We start from the raw sequence: 18,910 nt of genomic DNA, 5'->3' as shown, positions 1-18,910 counted from the left end.
CCGTAACCCACGCCCGCTGTTCTCCTCGGAGACGGTGGGCGCTTTATTCCTGTTGTTCGGCCCGGCAGTGGCCGTCCCGGATATTTTCCGGTGGGACATCTCCAGTGCTCAGTTATCGCCCGCCTCAGCAGCGGGCTTACTAAACAGGAGATTTCAACATGGAAAGCAAAGTGAGTATCGTCGACCGCATCAACGCGGACCATCATCATCTCAACCAGGACGCGTCCCGGACAGCAATAGCGCTCGTCGATCGGGAGTCGCCGCGGCGGTTGTGGGTAGCCATGGTTGAGCACGAGGTGATACCTGGAACCCGGGCTGTCCTGTTTTTTCAAGCAAATGAGCCTGCCGACGATGCCATCTTAGGACGTTTTTCCGAAGATGCATTAGCCGAAGATCTCTCGATCACTGGCCTGTACGACCTGTCGCACGTTGGCGAAGTCGACCAGCTCAGCCGAGTTGCGCTAAACGATTTCGTGCATGACTTCGGCTCGAATGGCATCGTCGACGTCAGGATGGCCGCAGGGACACCACGCAGTCGGACAGGTTTGAAGGAGCAGACGCCGCGTTGGTTTGTGGGCGATCTGGATCACACCTGGTCGTGGAACGAAGACGGACGCATGGAAGTGAAGTGCCGTGTCGTTGTCGACGTCGCGAATGAGAGGCTGGTGGCTGCGCAGGTTTGGGGCTACGAAAGTTGGTGTGAAGCGGACTCGGACCAGAAGGATGACCTCGCAAAGTTGTTGTTCGTCGAGAACAAGGTAGGCGAAGCTCCGGTGGCATTCGATCTCTTTGAGATTGATCGACTACCCGAGTGGGCCACGTGCGCGGCGGGTGATCAGCAAGTGCCGCCATATCAGGGCGATGAAGTGATCGGCCTCGACAAGGACGGCTGCGTAGTGCAATGGAATTCCGACAACGACATGCCTGCCAATTCGGGGGAATCTTTGGAGGAGTTCGGATTGCACAACCTGCGAGAATACGAGTTTGCTCGTGTCGGCGTCGCTCGAGAAGCGTGGGAGGCTGCGGTTGCCGAACAAGCTAACACACTACCGAAGTATCAGTGGACGAAAGGAGATTCAGCTGCGGCAGATGCGCGAGGTTGGGGTCTTTTTGAGTCGTCGGGGAACAGCCTGGAGCTCCAGTTGCAGCGTAGTGGGGAAGACTCTTTTTTTGTCGACGACGAAGCTGTTGCCACGCATGTTCAGATGCTGGCGAATTTCGGTGACCCGACCGCGACTCATGCTGTCCAAGCTCTTATTGCGGCGGAGAGCTCGGGCGTGGAGCGTTTCAAGCTAAGACTGCCGGAAGCGAAACTGCCAGAAAGCGCGAACGAGACTCCGCGAATCGACCGCATACTCGGCGGTCAGAATCGTGTTCTCGTGCTGCACACGAAAGAGTCGGACCTCACCTTCATCATCCCCCCTGGCGTCAGCGAGCGTGATTGGCTGATCCAGGAGGCGTTAAAGGCGAGGACCGAGGCTGCCGGCCTGTATGAGCGGGCGCTGCAGTTGATGGCACGCGCGGGGCACGCGCACGTCGCTGCCGGTCTCTGCGATGCGTCCGAAGCCGGCCCAAGTGACAGCGCATCGGCCTCGTCACCGCGCATGTGACCGAGTAACCCGCAACCCACACCCGTCGTATCTCTCCGGAGATCGGCGGGTTTTTTCTTGTCCTCGAATTGTGGAATCTTGTTCGCGTCGATGCACACCCCAAAAAACGCACAGAGACTGCTGAGCGCCATTAGCCATAGGTCATACACCGAGTTTCATTGGACAGCCGCATATCGCTCAGCCTTGAGTTGTTCTTGTAACCAGCCGTCATCCGGGAGTGCCAAAGCAAGCTCAGCCGGGAATGGCCAAAAATCGATAAACCCGTCATTGACCTTTTCGCCTGGGGCCTCTGCGACTCCGAAGAGCCCACGGAGCTCAGCGAGACGAATAGACCGGGGCCGGTCGCTCCCCTTATCGACGAACCAGTATTTCGTGAGGAATTTGCCGCGGATGCGGACGAGGCGGCCCTTCCACGTGGGACCGGCAAAGCTAATGGACTTGCCACGGCGCGCTGCGTCGGCCATGAGCCTGAGCATTCCTTCGTTCAGGCGGTAGTGAGTCACGCGTACTTTTCTGAGCAAGCCGGCGTCGCCATGTTTGGCCGCGAGCCAGGCCATTCCCGCAATGAGCCTGTGTGCCCCGTTTGAACAGAAGACCGCTCCTCCCCACGCGTCGAGCGTGAGAAGGGTGTTCGAGGCGGCATCGCACGGAAACACCTGTTCTCCGATTTCTGATTCGAGGTACGCCAGTAGTCTGTCGTCCCACTTTACGTGAGAATTATTCTCGCCTTTGAGCGCGCCTAACGCCGCGCGCCATGTGGATGCATCGCTGTCGAAGTTCTTATGTTGCGTGGCGAGAACGCGGCACACAGGTACATCCAAATAGAGGCGCATCGTACCCGCATTGAGCCCTCCGAGGAAGGTGTCGTAGTGCGAGCCGTTCAGCAGCGTCCGGTCCAGCATTACCGGGTTCGCGACAACGGCAGCCCGGAGAATTTTCAGCAGGGCCGGTTCGTTCTCTCCGAGATACGGGAAGTGGGTCGTGGTCCCCTCGGCGAGGGTGAGTTGTTCTGGCATGGAGTTTTGAGGTTGAGGTTGTGGCCGGAGGTATAGCCAACCAGGTTTTATCCCGGCGGGGCCCCTGCGATGTTGCGAAGCTAGGCGCGAGCCGGGTCGCCCCGGGCAAATCCGCGTGTACACTGAGAAGGTTCTAACCATCAACCTGGCCGGGCTCTTGTCAATAGACATATCGCGACGAAGCAATGCAACCACCGTTCAAAAAAGCGGCAATCTCCGCGGCGAGTCAGCAGATCGTTGGTACTGTACCCGCTCCCGTCTTTGTATCGAGACCGCGCTCGCAGAAAATCTTCAAGAGCGGGCCGTTCGAGTTGACGATGGTTACGCCCGAGCACACGTACTTCTCTCAGCTTTTGGCTGGCCTCGTCCGACAGATCAAGGAACTGCCTGATTTCTCCGACGACAAGCGGATCGGCGTGATGACTGACTTCGGCGGTGAGCATCCGACGGCGACCTTCTATACCTACTCGTTCCTTTTTCTAGCGGCCGATAAAGGTGGTCCGTTCATCAAGCATGTTCAGGCACTGAGAGAAAAGCACAAGCTGCTCACACCCTACAGCGAATTCGCCTACAAGAGTCTGAAGCACGGCCCCAGGGGGCGTGCACTTCCCGAATATCTCGACCTCGTCGATAACCTCATTCACGGCGCGATCATTACGGTCGCGATCGATAAGCGCATTGACACGGTATTCGGGCCGACAAAAAGGGAAGCGCACGCGGTTTTGGTCGAGCAGCTATCAACCACACAGCTTGGCACCTGGGATGGCGATGCGGCCGAGAAGGCGCTTCGCGTCTGCCATATGCTCTCTGCATTCTGGGCACTGCTCTCGTCCGACAATCAGGAACTCCTTTGGTACAGTGACAACGACCGGATCAACGAAGACGGCAAGAAGCGAAGTTTCTCGGATTTACAGAAGATGTTCACGCATGTCCTCGGACTGTACGCACAACACGCCCCAAGGAATCTTCGATTTGGCAAGTCGTTCGAGGAGAAAGGTTTTATGGAGGATCTGCTAAGCGTTCCAGATCTCGCTGCTGGCGTTGTTCACGATCTCTTGCAGGCGCAGCAGACAGGTGCGGACTACATTCCTGGCGGGAACGAAAGGATTCCCTTGGTCAAGTGGACCGGGGAACCCTCGAAATTCTTGTCGAAGATAGCGCTTCAAATTGTCCGAACCGATGACGGCGGTATCGGAACAGGAATCGTCAACATCGTTCCCGCATCGGAAGGCTCTCCAAGGGGAAAGGTAGGGAGGGCGTGATTCCGCCAGACAGCTTCGAACCATATGCAGCTAATGCCGAATGGCCGGGCTTTCAGTGGTGAGCGTTCCCGGTCGCGATGACCGTGGATCGCCTGCGCGAATGCAACCAGAAGGTCAGCCCCCCCCGGCCGGACGTGCCCATGCAGGGCAAGTCAATCGCCACTGCCGTCTAACTGTTTGAACACTTTAAAATGAAGCCGATAGGTGGACAAATGATTGAAAAACACGCTTTCGTTTCGGGACTTCTCTTCAGCCTGTTCGCGCTCACCGCGAACGCCCAGACCATTACCGTACAGGGAATGAAGCACTGTGAACCGGCTCAAATGGAGTCTGGAATGAAGCAGAAAATGCCAAACATCAGCGTGCCTGTAGGTGTGAAGCGCACCATCACGTCTGGTCAGGCTGTTGCGGTTATCAGTACCGATGACGGCGAGATTCAAATCAACCGGGAAATCCGGACCGAGATGGACCACAAGTCTTTCCTCGGGGTTAGCAAAAGCCAGCCTTTAATATGGCGTGGGGATTCGTGTGTGTCAGCCATTTTCCCTTCGGATAGTGACAAGTATCTTCGACTGGACTGCGTATCGCCTGAACACCCCTCGCTTCACAATGTCTATTACACGACCACGTCGGGGCAGTTTTGCGACATGTTTTTCCACGTAAACCAGTTCTCAGGCGCGTTAGAACTCAATGTCATCTCAAGTGTCGCCCCCTCGGAGTCAGCGATTTCGTTTTATCGTTCAACGCTAAAGACTGTCATTGTTTTCCAGGCATCAGACGATGGCAGCCTGTATTTTGAATCCCGAGTCGTCGGTCCCGGTGGCGCGATTCTCAGTACGCAACCATACACGTTCGATGCCACCACCACGGTCGCAGGCGATCCCGTTGGCGTTGGACCCGTCGCGATCAAAGTATTGGACCTGCATGGGAGTTCCCTGACCTATGAGGTGCTTCCGGCCCAACCGGGGGTGTAAACCCAGCTAATCGACAGCAAGCCGGAGGGCAATTTCGATGTTTCTTGCAGGGTCGCCCGCGATGGTTGCCGGCGACTAACCAAGGCACGATGCCGGCAATCAGCGAGCTACGAAAAGAAACACTCGATATTCATTAGGTATCCTAAGGTTTACATAATTAAGATTATCAACATCAGTGGTGTAGGTCCCAAGTTCAGATGTCGCGTTTCCGCTAAATAGAAATGTCGTGTTTGGGCGTAGGTTCATGGCCAGGCAAGCACGTGTGGAGCGTGGGCGATGAACACCAATGGGACGATCACCATGACGATGCGTGAGCTGGATCGGTTCAAGGTCATTGAAGCAGTTGCCGAGGCGCGACTGAAGCCCGGTCGTGCCGCGGAACGGCTTGGCCTGAGCGTGCGCCAGGTCGAGCGACTGGTGCTGCGCTACCGCGCAGCCGGCGTGGCGGGTCTGGTGTCGGACAAGCGCGGTCGCCCGGGCAATCATCAATTGCCCGGAGGCAAGGCGCAGCGAGCGCTCGCGCTAATCCGGGAGCGTTACGAGGATTTCGGCCCGACGCTCGCCTGCGAGAAACTGCGTGAATGCCACGGCATCGATCTGGCGGTTGAAACCGTACGGACGTTGATGATGGCCTCGGGCCTGTGGATTCCGCGCAAGCAACGCCCACCCAAGATCTACCAGCCGAGAAACCGGCGTTCGTGCCTGGGCGAACTGATCCAGATCGACGGCAGCGATCATCGCTGGTTCGAGGACCGGGCGCCCGCCTGCACGCTGCTGGTGTTCATTGATGATGCGACGGGACGACTGATGGCGCTGCACTTTACCCAGACGGAGTCGACTTTCAGCTATTTCGAGGCGCTGTCGAAGTATCTGGATGTGCACGGCAAGCCCGTGGCGTTTTACAGCGACAAGGCCAGCGTCTTTTACGTGAAGCACCGTTCGGAGACGGCGGGCAAAGGCGTCACGCAGTTTGGACGGGCGCTGTATGAGCTCAACATGGACGCATTTTGTGCGAACAGCAGTCAGGCCAAGGGGCGCGTCGAGCGGGCCAACCTGACCTTGCAGGACCGCCTCGTCAAGGAGCTCCGGCTGCGTGCTATCAGCACGCGTGAGGCCGCCAATGCGTATGCGCCCTCCTTCATTGCTGAGTTCAACCGGCGTTTCGGCAAGCCACCGAAGAGCGACTACGACGCGCACCGGCCGATGCGTGCCAATGAAGATCTGCGGCAGATACTCGCCTATCGCGTGCCGCGCAAAGTCACCAACGCGCTGACCGTGCAATACGATCGCGTGATGTATCTGCTGGAGGACTCGCCGGCCAATCGCACCTTGATCCATGAGTACATCGAAGTGGTCGAATATCCCGATGGCGCTGTGGAAATACAAGCCGATAAGGTCGCGCTGTCGTGCACGCCGTACGACCGCATTGCGCGCATCGAACAAGGCGCGGAAGTCGAGAACAAACGACTTGCTCAGGCGCTGGAGGTAGCACTGTGCGTACAGGCCAAACGAGACGATCGTCGTGCGTCTGGCTCACCCTCGCGCACGCATCGCGGCGAGGAAGTTCGGGCGAAGAAAGCGCTCGTCGGTCTGAAGAAACAGCGCGCGCTTGACCTCGCCGACATCAACGAAGCCATTCTGAAAGTCAGCGCAAAAGCGATGAGGGAACGGGGGGCGGCTGCGCCGCCCCAACCCCAAAAGCCTTAAAAATGAGAGACATGAAAGATGAGGAAACCCGACATTTCTAATTAGCTGGAGCCCCGACATTTGAACTTAGCGGGGACAAGTGGCACCTAAAGAAGTGTTGCGGATTTCGGGCATCCGGCGACGGTCACTCAAGGCTCGCGACCGGATTTCGCGCAACAGAAACGGCCAAGCCAGCGACGCAACAGTTCCAGCCACTTTTTCATTGAAAAACATCACTCAAACGTCGATAAACGCTGACGTTGGCCGTTCCCTTTGTCGTGCAACACCTCGCCGTAGGTGCCAAGAATCAATTTTCATTCGCATTCCAAAATAAGCGAGCGCATCTGCGATGCAGCAGGATATCTTCGCTCAGAGTATGGTGATCAGCTTTCATGTCGCGCAAGATTTGTTTCGCAGATGCACATTTTGGTAACGCACTGCGGTGACGGCAAAAACATTCACACCGTCGTTCGAAGACTCGATATGGAGGCGCCAAGGTTCATGGTATGGGACACGCTTCCTGGGCGAAGATGTGCGACTGCTCGTGGATACCAGCAGGACGGCACGGGCAGATGATTTGGCTCATACTAAGGGTCGCCTAATCAACGGAGGTAGCTGATGGAAAATTCGTTTGTGCACAAAGGCTTTACCGTCTCGATGAACGCAGTGAGAAATGACGCTGATCCTGAGCGTGTGCGTTTTGATGTTACTGTTGCCATCGAAGACATATCCACGGGGCAATTTCTTCTCAACGAAACCCGGCCGGCGGAAGCGCAGGATAAGGAACAAATGACCGCGGAGCGGGCGTTGAACCTCAGCGCCCGCGAGGCGCGCAACTTGATTGATGGTGGACACACGGCTTGAGCCAGGCGGCCGCAACGCTCGTTCCCCCTAGTTGTCGCCGTGGCAGTGTCGCTATCCGGTAGGACCATCACTTCCCCGAGCACGACGTCCCTGACAAGCGATCGAACATTCGTCATAGTTGGCGTCTTGAGGGCTCTAAGGAGCTGGGCATGCCAGAAAAACTCAGTGCAAAAGCGAAAACCGCGCTTTTGGAACTTAACGAACGCGCTGCTAGCGCCCAACCCCTCATGCTTGAGTGGGACATCCAAACAGAACTGGAAAGGAGTGAGCTGGTTTCGGCGGCTCCGCACGGCGGGTGTCTGATCACGAAAAAGGGGCAGACATATGTGCGACAGATGAACAGCTAACTCAGCCACATGTCTCGCAGACAAACGCACCATAACCCGGATCTCTTACTGCAGAACGGCTGAAGCGAGATGCATCATACTAGAGACGACTTGGAGGTCAGTCGCGCACCGGCTGATGAGGAGGCCACTGCGACTTATCGCATTTCACGATTTGGATGTCAGCTGGCTAATGGATGACCCCACGAGTGCTTGATATGTTGTCAGCGTTGCCCGGTCGCGTAGTCGCCAAGAGCTATCTCAGACGTTCCAAAATATGCAGGGGCCAGACGAAGCCGATCTTTTGTGCTGCAGCGGGCCACGGCGAGGTGAAGTGCACTGTGACGGATGCTGCGTATCTGAATTCCCTGGAGTTCCATCATGTCCGTCAGCCAATGCGCAGCTTGCGGCACCAACGTGCCGCCGTACGAAACTGTCAAAACTACAAACGAGGGGCTGAGCGGACGATTATTGTGCACCGCCTGCTTCAATCGCGAAATGGCTCACCACGCCGGTATCGACAATTTCGGTTCGATCAGGTTTGAGCCGGTGCACCTGAACGATGCTAACGGAGTCGCCCACGAATTCCATTTTCGAACACTCCTTTTCGGCGACAAACTTTCGCTGGAGTCATTCGAGTCGACAAGCGACGATGAACCTTCGGGATATCGCTTCCAAATCATTGGCGATCCGCTAGCGGATCAGTTCGTTTTGCTCGGAATGCTGATTGAAAAGATGCGCCGTTCGCTTGCGGTCATCCACATAAGGGACACTGATCTCGGATTGCAGATCATCGACGATACCGTCCGCGGCAGAATCGAATGGGATGGCAGCGACGATTCACGTATGCCATGTGTCGTCATAGACGGTCGCCGCGTTGAGTGGAACGAGCTCGGGCACATGCTGATGACATTTGAAGGGTGGCAGTTTAAGCTTGAAGTGCACGATCCGAGTGACGAGATGTGAGGTGTGATTGGCGGCTTCATGTAAGCACCGAAAACGTAAGCTGGAGCGACACCGTCGAAAACAGGGGAAATGGGTGTGCGCTAAGAAAACTCGGCGTGACAACGACTTTCCCCAAAAGCTGGCCCATCATGAACTATCGCGTCAGCTACGAGCACAACTTGGAGAGCGCGCCCTACGATTACATCGCCCGTGTTCCGTCACGGGCGGTCGAAGAGGTTCCCGCGAATCTTCCGGCCGCCCTGCTTCCCGAGTACGTCACCGATTTCATCCTGAAACACTCCACGCGCATTGGCAAACTTCGGCATCTGCGAATTCACTAACTCCATGCTGCCCCTCGATCCCGACATGGAGGTCGCCGAGAGCAGGGCGTTCAGAGTCATGATGACGAGAATGGCTTATTTCCTGTACGGCGAGGCCGATGTCAGGGCACCCTCGCCTATAATGCCAACACTGATAGTGATTTCGCGAAGGAGCCCTACTTTATGAGTCAAACACACGGGCGATACTCGGGACCTCGAGACAAAGGTCAGCGCCAATCGCGCCAACCTTCAAACACGACATCCCACCGACCAAACAAGCCGTACGTAAAAGCTCCATCTGCGCGAGACCCGGCCCAGACGGCATCCATTTTCAAAACTCGTTCGTTTAAGTTGTTGGTAGATGCCGTGGGTGAGGAGAACGTCGCGCTGGGCCTCGATTCCAACTTAACACGCGTGGCTGAGCTGCTAAACGGCGAGAGATTTACGCCCGAGACAGCCTTTCACATCGAAACCACGCTTGGGCTACAGGATGGATTTTTCGATCAGCCCAATCCTGTCCTCTCGCCTGAGACGATTGCTCGCTTAAAGTCACCGCTTGATTTCATTCACGCGAACGCTGAACCGGAATTTGCGTACGAGCAAGTATTGAAGTCAGCGCCTGCCACACAGGTGAATCACCGCCCTACCCTTACCGATAGTTTGCCCAGAGAGCCTGAGATGCCAAAGAAGACAATTGTCGCCTCGCCAAGGGCCATCGCGAAAAGCAACACCACAGCGGTGAAGCCTACCACGACAACCCCACCGCAACCGACACCTGCGAAAGTCAAAGCGTCTTCTAAATCAGGGGCTCAGCAAGCGTTGCCTTTGAACGACGTCGCAGCTTTGGAAAAAATCCGCCGCGCTAATCTGCACGTGCTGACGACCCGCAAAGGATCGAAGGTGCGGCTCGGCGTAGTAATGGACATTAGCGCTTCCAACATGGCCAATCGTTATTATGGACAGAAACGTTTAGACGATGCCGAAGCAAACCGGTTCACCGAACGCCTTGGTTTGCCGACTGGCTGGCTGGACATTCCGCGCACGGTAACGGACATCCCCGAGTCCGTGTCGGATTTGCTCGCCAATCGGTTTTCTTCCCATGCATCCGCTCAGCAAAAGACGCCGCCCGCGAGTGAGTTAAAAGCACCGGTCGCGAAGAAGCCTACGGTTACGAAGACAAAAACTACGGGTGCTCGACTCGCCCTACCCCCTGATGCAGATGCCACAGGCGGTCCAACAGATCTTGCCGCCCAGACGCATGCGGTCATTGAGCAACAAGCTGAAGCACTCCCGTCCACGGACGGTGCGTCAATTCGGAAACCCGCCCATAACGACGTTTCGTTCCCTGCCGCCCGTCAGCAGTTGGAGCCGGCCTTCGGGACGCAAGTCATCATGGAACCGCCCTCCCTCACTTCAGCAACAAGCTTGGACGATTTGCTCGGTATTGCACCGATAGCAGAGGCACTGATAAAGACGCTCGCGGGTAAAGCACGCACTGGTCGCCTAGACGAAATTAAAGCCTTACAACTACTGCAACAAATCGTGTCGCTCTGATTAGAAATAATGCGGCCATTGACATCATCGGCCGGACGTTCGGTTGGCTCCCCATTTTTCGCATGCCGATTGCCAACTCTGCCTCGCTGCAGAGCGCATGGAGCGGTCGATCATTTCCAGTGGAGAACGATCGTCGTCCTCCCGCCGCGAGGCTCGGCACGAAATTGTCCTTGTTTCGGTATGCTGCATGGACCACGCGTGTGCACAAGGCGCATGTCTCATCCCTGGCAGATGGGCCAATAACAGGGTTCGGAAAGCGCCTGAGCATAGCGCAGCTACCGTGCTATCGAGGACGGCAGTCGCCGGCTACAAGCAAGTCGAACGCTTCGCGCGCGTCTTTGAGCTCCTGCATCGCTGCCGAGAAACGGGCTAACTCAAGGAGCGATGGCTGCTGAGCATCGTGCTCGCAATAGCGGCGCTCTAATGCGGCGGACGCGGCCTGCACCTCGCGCGCTGCCCCGGCTACTCGTTCAAGTGCCTGAGCTTCCGGTGAGCGCCGACGTTCAGTATTAGGTTCTTCGCGTTCTAACGGGACCATGGTTTCTTGAAGTAGTCGTCCATGAAGATTATCGGCAACATGTCAGTAACAGACTACAGGACGACTATCGCTCGAAGTCACTGGCCGTCAGTTTCAAAGAGTCGGTCTTGGCTCGCATTGCTCTGCGCACTGCCAACGCAAAGATGCGGTTGCGTCCGTCTGCGAATGCCTTGCGCACACGAGCTTCGCTGGCATCCGGTGGCAGCCAAAAGAACTGTTCCAATGCATCTCGCGTTAGCAAACAACGAACTTCTCGACCGCCGACGAAAATCGGAAACTCGACCGCGGCCCCATCGGTGGCGAGGACAATTTCGGTAACGCTTAATGTGTCCATCTTGCACCCCTGCTTCATTCGCTGAAAAGTCGGCCCTCGCGGAAATGAGGTCCATTTTGGCCTCGCCGCGTCGGATTTAACGAGAAAACTAGGTGCTTTGCAATTCAATGAGAAGCACTGTTCGTCCATACAGCGCATTTTGCCAGGCGGCCTCAAAAGCGAAGTGCAACACCTATCTCGTATAAGGTGTCGCAATGCCCGAAAAAATTTCTTACCAACAACTTCAGCCTGAAGAACGCCTGATCATTGCAAGCTTGCATCTGCAGGGTTCAAGTATGCGAGCCATGGCTCGCATACTTGGGCGCTCGCCGGGAACTATCAGCCGCGAGTTAACGCGAAACAGCTCTCCTGTTGGCTATGCATCAGTGCCTGCTGCAGCGCTTTGCAGCGCGCGCCGCAGTGCGTCACGCCCTCGGGCCAAGCTTTGCCCGCAAAGTGTCTGCTGGCGCATCGTTCTCACCCTGCTTGAGTGGAAATGGTCGCCTCAGCAGATATCGGGCACACTGAAGCGCATGTATCCAACCGACTCGACCCAGCACGTCTCGCACGAAACCATCTACACGGCTATCTATGCTCAGCCGCGCGGTGAACTGCGCCGCCAACTCATTGCCTGCCTGCGCCATGGCCACAGCACGCGCATGCCACGCACGCGGGGCACCGACCGGCGCGGACAGATTCCCGACATGGTCAGTATCCACGTGCGCCCGCCCGAAATTGAAGACCGACTGCTGCCAGGTCACTGGGAAGGCGACTTCATCAAGGGTGCGAACAACCAATCCTCTGTAGGCGTTCTGGTCGAGCGCACCAGCCGCCTGGTGCTGCTTGCCAAGATGGAGGACGCCACCGCCGCTTCAGCGCTAGCGGGCTTCTCCGCCAAACTCAATTCGATTGTGGCGCCCTTACGGCAAAGCTTTACTTACGACCAGGGCAAAGAAATGTCGCGGCATAAGGAGCTGGCCGCCGCCACCGGCGTGAATGTCTACTTCTGTGACCCACATAGCCCCTGGCAACGTGGAACCTGCGAGAACACCAACGGGTTGCTGCGCCAGTATCTGCCTAAAGGCACGGACCTATCGGTCTACAGTCAGGAAGAACTCGACGCGATCGCCGACAGTCTGAACAGCCGCCCGCGCGCCACTCACGCGTTCCATTCGCCATTCGAGGTCTTCGCTGCGACACTTGCCTCAGCAAGCCAACCTCAAGGCTCTAAACACTAGCCCCTCCTGTTGCGCTTCGGTTTGAAACCGCCCCATTAATGACCCGCCTGTGAGCCCCCAGAGAATGCATCTCACGGTTCGCGCGGGAGAGTTTCGCTCAAATTCGGGAAAGCCGTCGCGACCGGATAAGCGGCTCTGCTGGGAGAGCCGTCCGGAGGCGCCGGGCGCCCACGACGAGCAGGTCTCTTTCTCAGCATGCCGGATTTCGCGCGGCGAACGCCGACCACCAACTCAAGTTGTTTGAACTACTGTCCGCTGCAGCCCTCTTATTTGTCATCCACCGACGGAGGCGCGATTGAACCGACTAAAGGTAGGCACCCGGGTAAAGCTAACCAAAAACCGAATCCTGCAGCTGGATAGCAACTCCGCGAAGCGATACCGAGAGCGCGTGCGAACAGTTATCGGCTATCGCCCTGGTGCTGCTGGCCCGCTTGTCGAGTTGGACGCTGATGAGGAAAGGCGTAGCGAGATACTGCAGGATGTCGCGCACGCATACTTGGAGGTCTTACAGGCATAGTTGTGTCAAATGTCTTGGCCGTCATGAAGCGTGGTCATCCCTAGCCTGCCGATGGTTGGTACGAAGATATGAACAATTTGAAGCAAACACACCTCGGTACGCCTCGCAAAGGCCGAGGGATGCGATGAGCAGCTACTCACATACCGCTCACTTGCTCGAAAGTGATTCGTGCCTCATACGCAAGTTCAGCCGACATCGCCGCTGCGACGCAAGGCCGAAATTAGAAGGCGTATGATCGGCGGCGATTTCCAATAAAGAGCGACCTGCCATGGCTGAAGTGAGTTGGTTTAACCAGATAGACCGCGAATGGGCAGCACTAAGACGGCACGACCCGGCTCTCGACATCGAGAAGTTTTATCGACATGTCTTGTCGGCCTATAAGGCTGGATTTGCACCTTTTGAATCCATCGCGTCTACTGCGAATGCGTTGCTGGTGTCGGCACTCCCAGGCGCGGCATATCTCGGGCGCAAGATGCTGGACCAGGTGGGCGTCGACAAACATCCCGCCTTGCGAGTCGCGTACGCGCTATCGCTGCTCAGTGGCACCGGCGGCGAGGCCGACTACGCACTGGGTCATCGCGTGTTGACGGATGTGCTGAAGGACGAACACGCTCCGGACAAATTAAAGGGCCTAGCTGCTGCTGCTCTTGGAGACAGCGCGCGATTGGGACGCGGAGAAGAAGTTGACCTTGAGCTTGCCAAAGCTCGATACGAGATAGCATTTGAATTCGGCATACGAGATGCCGCCCACACCCTCGGGCTTTACTGGGAGCACCGTTGGAGCGGCGCGGCACCCGGCGACGTTCTGCCGGACCTGACCCGCGCAGTGCAGTGGTACAAACGCGGCGGCGCAGCTAGTCCGAGGTGCGTGGCCCGACTTGAATCCCTGGGCACCAAGTAGCGCGGCGGATTCACGGGCTGCGGACCTATTCGTCGTCGCCCGTGAAGACCAGCGCCGAGAGCGACAGCTTCCCAGAGTCGAAGTAGGCTGATGGACGTGAGATTTGGTGATGATGCTATTCCTTGGTTCCGCTGAACCGTGCGTGGATGACGTTGTTTCCACTTAGCCCTACGCGAGTTCGCTTGCAAGAGAGATCTCGGTGCTCCCGAAATAACAGCAGCCCAATTCTGAACACCGTTAGCGTGATGGCGACGACTGAAGCGACCAGCACCGTTGTGTGTGGCGCTTCGGCTCGGTCGTCCAGCGCTTGTTGCTTTTCCTGTTCGGCCTTTTCTTGTTTCGCCTCGTTCTCTTTTGCCTTCACGCCGCGCTGGTGGTAGTCCTTTCGGTCGTAAAAGTATTCGGCCTTTGAGGTGCGAAATTTCAATACGACGAGATAGGCGCTTAGCATCACACCAAGAATGAGGGTCAACGCGAGTGCGTACTCGATCGCCGTATAAACTGGTCCCGACAACAAAGCCCCTTGGGTGTTTGGCTTTACGAGTAGTTCCGGAAAAACCTTCGCGAGAATGGCCGGGACCGAAAAGCAAAACGCAAAGATAGCGGTGCGATCGATATCTTGTTTGAGAGCTTTCACGCGCAGCTTGAACTTCTTATCATCGAACAAGGGACTGTCAAGGTTTTTGAGATCCAGTCCGTTCAACGTTGTGTTGATCCATGCCAACAGGCTGCCGATCACAAGGGCCGCGATTGTCAGACACGCGAAGAGTAGCTGATCATCTCTGTCCGAAAATCCAAAATATATGCCGATCCACACGGCACCTCGCAGTGCGCCGTACCATATCGCCGTCATCACCAACGAACCGAGAATGATGCGTGCCTTGCTCGGCTTCTGCCAGTGCTCGGGAAACTCTTTTTTGACTACATTTTTCATTTTTTTCCTGGCCGTTGTGCCGGCGTGGCCGGCTTTTGCGTTTCGTCTATCGGACTTCAGCCAGCTAAGTTAGCCGTGCCTCAGATGGGGTCTGGCGAAATCTTCCAACGCTTGGATCGCAGTCAGTATGTCGTTCGTCAATTTGTTATCTGCGGAGTTGCGAGTTCCGAAAACTTCCGATCTGATCTTTTTCGAGAACTCACGGTCAACTTTAAAATTCTCACCTTCACTTACGCAGTTGTCGATATAGCTTTCGATCGCCGCGTAGAGGATGGACACGCAACACGACAACTGCTGTGTCGCTTCGCGCGCATCCGCTCCCCAAATTGCTTCCACTTCAAGGCTGCGAGTATCGAACTCTTTTAAAGACGTGGCGACATGCGACCAACGATGTTTGAATACATGGTTCCAAGCATTCGCTTCGTCCTTCGTGGACGAATTGATGCCGCCCTGCTTATATCCTGCCGGGAATTCCGCTGCGACCACGAGCGAAGCGCGACAGTTGAACAGAGCCTCTCGAAGTGAATAGGAGGCACGCATCAGCGCTAGTGCAGCCTCGAATTTGGTTCTTCCGCCAAGCTCGCGGAGCCAGTTATTCAGCCCCTTTCGAGCGACGAGCGCTGTGATAACCCCCGCTACCGCGAGCGACACATCCTTGACCATGCCCACGACCAGGCCAATCTCAGCTAGTGCCATGACAACTCATCCATAGTCTCTTTTCCTGTGTGCCGGCACTGACCAGCGCTTCCGACCACACTCCGCGGAGACCCGAAGGCAGGCGGTCGAGGCCGCTGATCCCTCGGGCGTGCTAAACGGCTATCTCCGCCAGTGCCTTATCCATGCTAAAAACTTTTGTCGAACCGGATGCTGTGACCACCGCAAACGCCTTGGTTTGGGCGTAGGTGCCGTGAGATCGTTGCTCGTTGTCCCATTCCGTTGTCACATCAACTGCATGTTCAGCCGGCCATGCCGTCGCCGCGCAGTAACGCCCATAGATATCCAGCACGTCCGACCTTTCAGGCTCCGAGAGCCGAGTGCCTGGCGGAGTAGCTTCCCGCACCTTGCTAAAGTGTTCTTTCGCGGCCTTGAGTGTCCCAAAAACAGTGCCGCTCGCGACCGTCACTTGCTTTGCCATTTCGACCCCAATCTACTGTGACATGATAATTGCGGCCCGCTCGGCCGTTACCCTTTCCGTGCTCAGTGGTCGAGATCACGATGCAGGCCCTTTTGGTAAGTCTGCCAGGCTCGACGTCCAGCGTGTTGGCATCAGTGACCGAAGTTTTTCGACGTAGACGATCATTTCATCAAGCCACTCGACAAGTTCGGAGAATCGCACTTCATGCTCGGCAATGCGGAGTCGGTCGATGGTTCTGACAGTCTGACCAGGTTGCGTCGGATCGTTGAGTGCGACTTCCGCGCCCGTTGGTTGGATCATGTAGGGCAGATCATCGGTCAACTCGCCGGTGACCAGTCGCTCCTCAATGTGCTGCATTGTGTCACGCATGACCTTGAGCCTGTCCTTCACCGCTTTCGTGGCGAAAACAGGTTTGCAAGAGTTAATCACCGCGCGAGCTTCAGGCGGCAGTTCAACACACCGGCGAAACCGAACAAATGCACGCACTGCTAGGTAAACGCCAGTGATACACGACTCGAACCGCGCGATGCTACGGTAGATCTCGCTGAGGTGCATCGCGCGGCTCGCTTGGAAGGCGGCACGAAGGTGCTGTGCAGCAGCTAGATAGTCCTCCCGCGCGGAAAACACACAGCGAACAAACGTCGAGGAGAGCGTGATGACCTTCGTGGAGTCCGAAAAATGACCAACGACGAGCTGGGCTCCCCAGTATCCGAGAAAGGGATTCGTGGGTGCGAGTACATCCGGGATGCTGAACTCGATGATCATGGTCAGGGCGATGACGAAGTGGTCAATGCGGTTGCCTTGTTTCGCGCGCGCGAAAACCGCAGAGCGCTTTTCCTAGCTCGCGCCGGGGGTGCTTACGTTCTTCTGAGACAATCAGGTCACACTCAGCGAGTCTAAGGCCGCTTGATAGCCATCGTATGGGTAGCATGGCCAGCCGGATGGAATGCAGAAGCCGTCACGCCTTTCAATGCTGGTGAATTGACCGTGCCATCCGCTATCCCGAGCGAATGTCCAGCCGGAAAGGCCTATTCCATCGAACTGATCGTAGGTGATGTCAATCAGGACGTCGGCGACCTCGAACCAAGCATGCGACTGATCGGCTGGTAGCCCCGGATGCTCGCATCCGCAGACATACACCCCATCGTAGTGCAGTTGCTCTTTCAGCAAGCGCCCAACGATTTCAGACGCTGGGCCACATGCTCCTCGCGGAAAGTCAGCGAACGCCGAACCGCGGGTGCCGTATAGGCTGCTCAAGCCTCGGCGGCAAGCGATCGCGATCTTCTCAATGACAGCACGATCAATCATGGCTGACGCTTTTCCAGTCTAATCGGTTGAAGCGCTGTTCGCGGCAATGGCAGCGTCGTAGGTCATTCCGTGCTTCCACGCTGTAAACCCGTTACTTCCACCATCAATCGAATAGCCCAGTCCGGAAACTACGTCGATTGAATAGCCCGTCGCGCGCGCAATGTCTGCGAAATCGTATACCTGAACAGATGCTTCCTGCTTAAGCAACCGTTGGTTGATATATTCCTCGAGCTCAGAGGCAATGCGATTTCGGTCAGCGTTTTTTTGCCGCTTCTTCGTATCGCGACCACCGTAGTGGTCGCGCTTGATATGGATCGGGTAGGTAACCATGCTTTGCCTTTCCTGTTATCTTCAATCTATTTTCGAATAGGGAACTCCGGCTTCATCAAGGATGGCCAGAAATTCCTCAGGAACCCACGAAAAGTCAACACTCGTTCCCGTTTCAGCGCCCTCTGGCAGCTGGGCAACGGAGGTGCTTCCTCGTGCAGGACGCCATGCGGCGTATGCCTTGCGAACCGCCTCTTTCTTGTTGGTTGGGACCCTGATCGTGGACATGGCTTTTCCTACCGTTTGCGGGTCGTGTACTGGTCAGAGTGATATTTGATCGGAAGCCCTATCGTCACGTAAAACCTTTCTGGGTACTCGACAATCTCAACTTTGTCGAACGTCGCCTTTGCTAAACCCAAACCAGCATCGAGATGGCGCGCAATTTCGTGCACGTCGCGGTGAATTTCATCCGCACAAATTAAATATCGATATGGCTTCTGTCGGTCCGTTACGATCTCGACCTCAACTGCGCCGCCTACAATCTGCACACTGAAAGACTCGAGTGGGCGTTTCGCCATAATTTTTTCCTACACAGTGATAACGAGATCGGTGTACTTCGACAGATGACCATCCGACGTGACCAACCGCAACGGCTCCGACAATGCCTGCGCAACCAGAAGCCGGTCAAACGGGTCGCGGTGAATGTCAGGCAGATTGCGAACCAATGCAGCGTGAACGGCCCGCACCGGCAGCTCCATGAATCCGCTGGCTTCAATCTCCGAGACAAGCATATCGACGTCGGCCTCAAGTTTGCCGAGACCGACCTTGATCGAAGCCTCCCAGATGCTCGCGCTGCTTATATATACTTCGTCAGCTTCCAGAATCAGCTTGCGCGCCGCTTTGGTCAGCTTGCGGTCATCCATGACCGACCAGAGATAGACGTGCGTATCGAGAAGCAGGCGCATCAACGACCCTCGAATGCTGCAATCACATCATCGGGGAGCGGGGCATCGAAATCGTCCGCAATACGGACCTTGCCCTTGAGGCCGCCGAAACGGCGCGTGACCTTCGCCCGCTCCATCGGCACCAGTCGGGCGGCCGGCTTGCCGGCCTTAGCGATGACGATTTCCTCGCCACTGGCTGCGGCATCGACCAGCCGCGAAAACTGGGTCTTCGCCTCATGAATATTGACTGTCTGCATAATC

At 56.4% G+C, this 18,910-nt stretch carries 23 protein-coding genes; 11 read left to right on the top strand and 12 right to left on the bottom strand.

All coding sequences use genetic code 11. The annotated features are described in order from the left end of the window. The first annotated feature begins 158 nt into the window (after positions 1-158). On the top strand, positions 159-1,610 hold the full coding sequence (locus SBC1_RS39530; protein WP_165989655.1) for a hypothetical protein: 1,452 nt from the start codon (positions 159-161) through the stop codon (positions 1,608-1,610). Between the two features lie 155 nt (positions 1,611-1,765). Here SBC1_RS39530 and SBC1_RS39525 read toward each other — a convergent pair whose 3' ends face one another. Beyond that, the gene (locus SBC1_RS39525; protein WP_165989654.1) at positions 1,766-2,626 is read right to left on the bottom strand and encodes a hypothetical protein; all 861 of its coding nucleotides are present in this window, start codon (positions 2,624-2,626) and stop codon (positions 1,766-1,768) included. Between the two features lie 185 nt (positions 2,627-2,811). Between SBC1_RS39525 and SBC1_RS39520 the strand changes: the two genes are divergently transcribed. The 8 genes from SBC1_RS39520 to SBC1_RS39485 all read left to right on the top strand — a co-directional run bounded on the left by SBC1_RS39520 (position 2,812) and on the right by SBC1_RS39485 (position 10,554). Next, positions 2,812-3,888 (top strand): hypothetical protein, encoded by a 1,077-nt coding sequence (locus tag SBC1_RS39520; protein WP_165989652.1) that lies wholly within the window; start codon positions 2,812-2,814, stop codon positions 3,886-3,888. Positions 3,889-4,100: 212 nt separating this feature from the next. Then, entirely contained in the window at positions 4,101-4,862 is a 762-nt protein-coding gene (locus SBC1_RS39515) for a hypothetical protein (protein WP_165989650.1), read from the top strand. 276 nt (positions 4,863-5,138) lie between these two features. Next, positions 5,139-6,569 (top strand): ISNCY family transposase, encoded by a 1,431-nt coding sequence (locus tag SBC1_RS39510; protein ID WP_371826776.1) that lies wholly within the window; start codon positions 5,139-5,141, stop codon positions 6,567-6,569. A 597-nt stretch (positions 6,570-7,166) separates the two neighbouring features. Then, on the top strand, positions 7,167-7,412 hold the full coding sequence (locus SBC1_RS39505) for a hypothetical protein (protein WP_031358041.1): 246 nt from the start codon (positions 7,167-7,169) through the stop codon (positions 7,410-7,412). A 149-nt stretch (positions 7,413-7,561) separates the two neighbouring features. Then, positions 7,562-7,759 carry a hypothetical protein gene (locus SBC1_RS39500; RefSeq protein ID WP_165989648.1) on the top strand — a complete coding sequence of 66 codons (198 nt, stop codon included), beginning with the start codon at positions 7,562-7,564 and terminating at the stop codon, positions 7,757-7,759. A gap of 357 nt (positions 7,760-8,116) precedes the next feature. Then, on the top strand, positions 8,117-8,701 hold the full coding sequence (locus SBC1_RS39495) for a hypothetical protein (protein ID WP_165989646.1): 585 nt from the start codon (positions 8,117-8,119) through the stop codon (positions 8,699-8,701). A gap of 95 nt (positions 8,702-8,796) precedes the next feature. Continuing rightward, entirely contained in the window at positions 8,797-9,021 is a 225-nt protein-coding gene (locus tag SBC1_RS39490) for a hypothetical protein (protein ID WP_371826775.1), read from the top strand. A gap of 162 nt (positions 9,022-9,183) precedes the next feature. Beyond that, complete coding sequence (locus tag SBC1_RS39485) at positions 9,184-10,554, top strand: hypothetical protein (RefSeq protein WP_165989644.1); 1,371 nt, start codon at positions 9,184-9,186, stop codon at positions 10,552-10,554. A 602-nt stretch (positions 10,555-11,156) separates the two neighbouring features. On the opposite strand, the gene SBC1_RS39480 is transcribed toward SBC1_RS39485, so the two are convergent. After that, positions 11,157-11,426, bottom strand: coding sequence for a DUF1488 family protein (locus tag SBC1_RS39480; protein WP_165989642.1), 270 nt, complete (start codon positions 11,424-11,426; stop codon positions 11,157-11,159). A 206-nt stretch (positions 11,427-11,632) separates the two neighbouring features. Between SBC1_RS39480 and SBC1_RS39475 the strand changes: the two genes are divergently transcribed. Continuing rightward, positions 11,633-12,643, top strand: a complete 1,011-nt coding sequence (locus SBC1_RS39475; protein ID WP_241202253.1) for an IS30 family transposase — start codon at positions 11,633-11,635, stop codon at positions 12,641-12,643. A 785-nt stretch (positions 12,644-13,428) separates the two neighbouring features. After that, entirely contained in the window at positions 13,429-14,061 is a 633-nt protein-coding gene (locus SBC1_RS39470) for a sel1 repeat family protein (protein ID WP_165989640.1), read from the top strand. A 115-nt stretch (positions 14,062-14,176) separates the two neighbouring features. Here SBC1_RS39470 and SBC1_RS39465 read toward each other — a convergent pair whose 3' ends face one another. The 10 genes from SBC1_RS39465 to SBC1_RS39420 all read right to left on the bottom strand — a co-directional run bounded on the left by SBC1_RS39465 (position 14,177) and on the right by SBC1_RS39420 (position 18,906). After that, entirely contained in the window at positions 14,177-14,995 is an 819-nt protein-coding gene (locus tag SBC1_RS39465) for a hypothetical protein (protein WP_165989638.1), read from the bottom strand. A gap of 69 nt (positions 14,996-15,064) precedes the next feature. Further along, positions 15,065-15,691: a hypothetical protein gene (locus SBC1_RS39460; protein WP_165989636.1), complete on the bottom strand. Its 627-nt coding sequence runs from the start codon at positions 15,689-15,691 to the stop codon at positions 15,065-15,067. Positions 15,692-15,803: 112 nt separating this feature from the next. After that, positions 15,804-16,130: a hypothetical protein gene (locus SBC1_RS39455; protein WP_165989634.1), complete on the bottom strand. Its 327-nt coding sequence runs from the start codon at positions 16,128-16,130 to the stop codon at positions 15,804-15,806. Positions 16,131-16,205: 75 nt separating this feature from the next. Then, positions 16,206-16,895 carry a hypothetical protein gene (locus SBC1_RS39450; RefSeq protein ID WP_165989632.1) on the bottom strand — a complete coding sequence of 230 codons (690 nt, stop codon included), beginning with the start codon at positions 16,893-16,895 and terminating at the stop codon, positions 16,206-16,208. A gap of 111 nt (positions 16,896-17,006) precedes the next feature. Next, positions 17,007-17,438, bottom strand: coding sequence for a hypothetical protein (locus tag SBC1_RS39445; RefSeq protein WP_165989631.1), 432 nt, complete (start codon positions 17,436-17,438; stop codon positions 17,007-17,009). 18 nt (positions 17,439-17,456) lie between these two features. Then, positions 17,457-17,768 (bottom strand): hypothetical protein, encoded by a 312-nt coding sequence (locus SBC1_RS39440; RefSeq protein WP_165989629.1) that lies wholly within the window; start codon positions 17,766-17,768, stop codon positions 17,457-17,459. Between the two features lie 21 nt (positions 17,769-17,789). Continuing rightward, entirely contained in the window at positions 17,790-17,993 is a 204-nt protein-coding gene (locus SBC1_RS39435) for a hypothetical protein (RefSeq protein ID WP_165989627.1), read from the bottom strand. 8 nt (positions 17,994-18,001) lie between these two features. After that, positions 18,002-18,283: a hypothetical protein gene (locus tag SBC1_RS39430; RefSeq protein WP_165989625.1), complete on the bottom strand. Its 282-nt coding sequence runs from the start codon at positions 18,281-18,283 to the stop codon at positions 18,002-18,004. A gap of 9 nt (positions 18,284-18,292) precedes the next feature. Continuing rightward, the gene (locus SBC1_RS39425) at positions 18,293-18,670 is read right to left on the bottom strand and encodes a type II toxin-antitoxin system VapC family toxin (RefSeq protein WP_165989623.1); all 378 of its coding nucleotides are present in this window, start codon (positions 18,668-18,670) and stop codon (positions 18,293-18,295) included. Next, positions 18,670-18,906 carry a type II toxin-antitoxin system Phd/YefM family antitoxin gene (locus tag SBC1_RS39420; RefSeq protein WP_025602117.1) on the bottom strand — a complete coding sequence of 79 codons (237 nt, stop codon included), beginning with the start codon at positions 18,904-18,906 and terminating at the stop codon, positions 18,670-18,672. The genes SBC1_RS39425 and SBC1_RS39420 overlap by 1 nt, the downstream gene beginning before the upstream one ends. Positions 18,907-18,910 lie beyond the last annotated feature (4 nt).

This window comes from Caballeronia sp. SBC1, assembly GCF_011493005.1.
In the GTDB taxonomy this organism is placed as follows: domain Bacteria; phylum Pseudomonadota; class Gammaproteobacteria; order Burkholderiales; family Burkholderiaceae; genus Caballeronia.
Note: the sequence above shows the minus strand (reverse complement) of the source record. Positions and strands in the feature narration are given on the sequence as shown.

Coding starts and splice junctions, on each gene's coding strand:
- SBC1_RS39480 (WP_165989642.1), bottom strand. CDS start 11,426: ATGGACACATTAAGCGTTACCGAAATTGTCCTCGCCACCGATGGGGCC.
- SBC1_RS39515 (WP_165989650.1), top strand. CDS start 4,101: ATGATTGAAAAACACGCTTTCGTTTCGGGACTTCTCTTCAGCCTGTTC.
- SBC1_RS39465 (WP_165989638.1), bottom strand. CDS start 14,995: ATGAAAAATGTAGTCAAAAAAGAGTTTCCCGAGCACTGGCAGAAGCCG.
- SBC1_RS39460 (WP_165989636.1), bottom strand. CDS start 15,691: ATGGCACTAGCTGAGATTGGCCTGGTCGTGGGCATGGTCAAGGATGTG.
- SBC1_RS39500 (WP_165989648.1), top strand. CDS start 7,562: ATGCCAGAAAAACTCAGTGCAAAAGCGAAAACCGCGCTTTTGGAACTT.
- SBC1_RS39440 (WP_165989629.1), bottom strand. CDS start 17,768: ATGGTTACCTACCCGATCCATATCAAGCGCGACCACTACGGTGGTCGC.
- SBC1_RS39520 (WP_165989652.1), top strand. CDS start 2,812: ATGCAACCACCGTTCAAAAAAGCGGCAATCTCCGCGGCGAGTCAGCAG.
- SBC1_RS39510 (WP_371826776.1), top strand. CDS start 5,139: ATGAACACCAATGGGACGATCACCATGACGATGCGTGAGCTGGATCGG.
- SBC1_RS39435 (WP_165989627.1), bottom strand. CDS start 17,993: ATGTCCACGATCAGGGTCCCAACCAACAAGAAAGAGGCGGTTCGCAAG.
- SBC1_RS39505 (WP_031358041.1), top strand. CDS start 7,167: ATGGAAAATTCGTTTGTGCACAAAGGCTTTACCGTCTCGATGAACGCA.
- SBC1_RS39485 (WP_165989644.1), top strand. CDS start 9,184: ATGAGTCAAACACACGGGCGATACTCGGGACCTCGAGACAAAGGTCAG.
- SBC1_RS39425 (WP_165989623.1), bottom strand. CDS start 18,670: ATGCGCCTGCTTCTCGATACGCACGTCTATCTCTGGTCGGTCATGGAT.
- SBC1_RS39445 (WP_165989631.1), bottom strand. CDS start 17,438: ATGATTGATCGTGCTGTCATTGAGAAGATCGCGATCGCTTGCCGCCGA.
- SBC1_RS39495 (WP_165989646.1), top strand. CDS start 8,117: ATGTCCGTCAGCCAATGCGCAGCTTGCGGCACCAACGTGCCGCCGTAC.
- SBC1_RS39450 (WP_165989632.1), bottom strand. CDS start 16,895: ATGATCATCGAGTTCAGCATCCCGGATGTACTCGCACCCACGAATCCC.
- SBC1_RS39455 (WP_165989634.1), bottom strand. CDS start 16,130: ATGGCAAAGCAAGTGACGGTCGCGAGCGGCACTGTTTTTGGGACACTC.
- SBC1_RS39430 (WP_165989625.1), bottom strand. CDS start 18,283: ATGGCGAAACGCCCACTCGAGTCTTTCAGTGTGCAGATTGTAGGCGGC.
- SBC1_RS39420 (WP_025602117.1), bottom strand. CDS start 18,906: ATGCAGACAGTCAATATTCATGAGGCGAAGACCCAGTTTTCGCGGCTG.
- SBC1_RS39470 (WP_165989640.1), top strand. CDS start 13,429: ATGGCTGAAGTGAGTTGGTTTAACCAGATAGACCGCGAATGGGCAGCA.
- SBC1_RS39530 (WP_165989655.1), top strand. CDS start 159: ATGGAAAGCAAAGTGAGTATCGTCGACCGCATCAACGCGGACCATCAT.
- SBC1_RS39525 (WP_165989654.1), bottom strand. CDS start 2,626: ATGCCAGAACAACTCACCCTCGCCGAGGGGACCACGACCCACTTCCCG.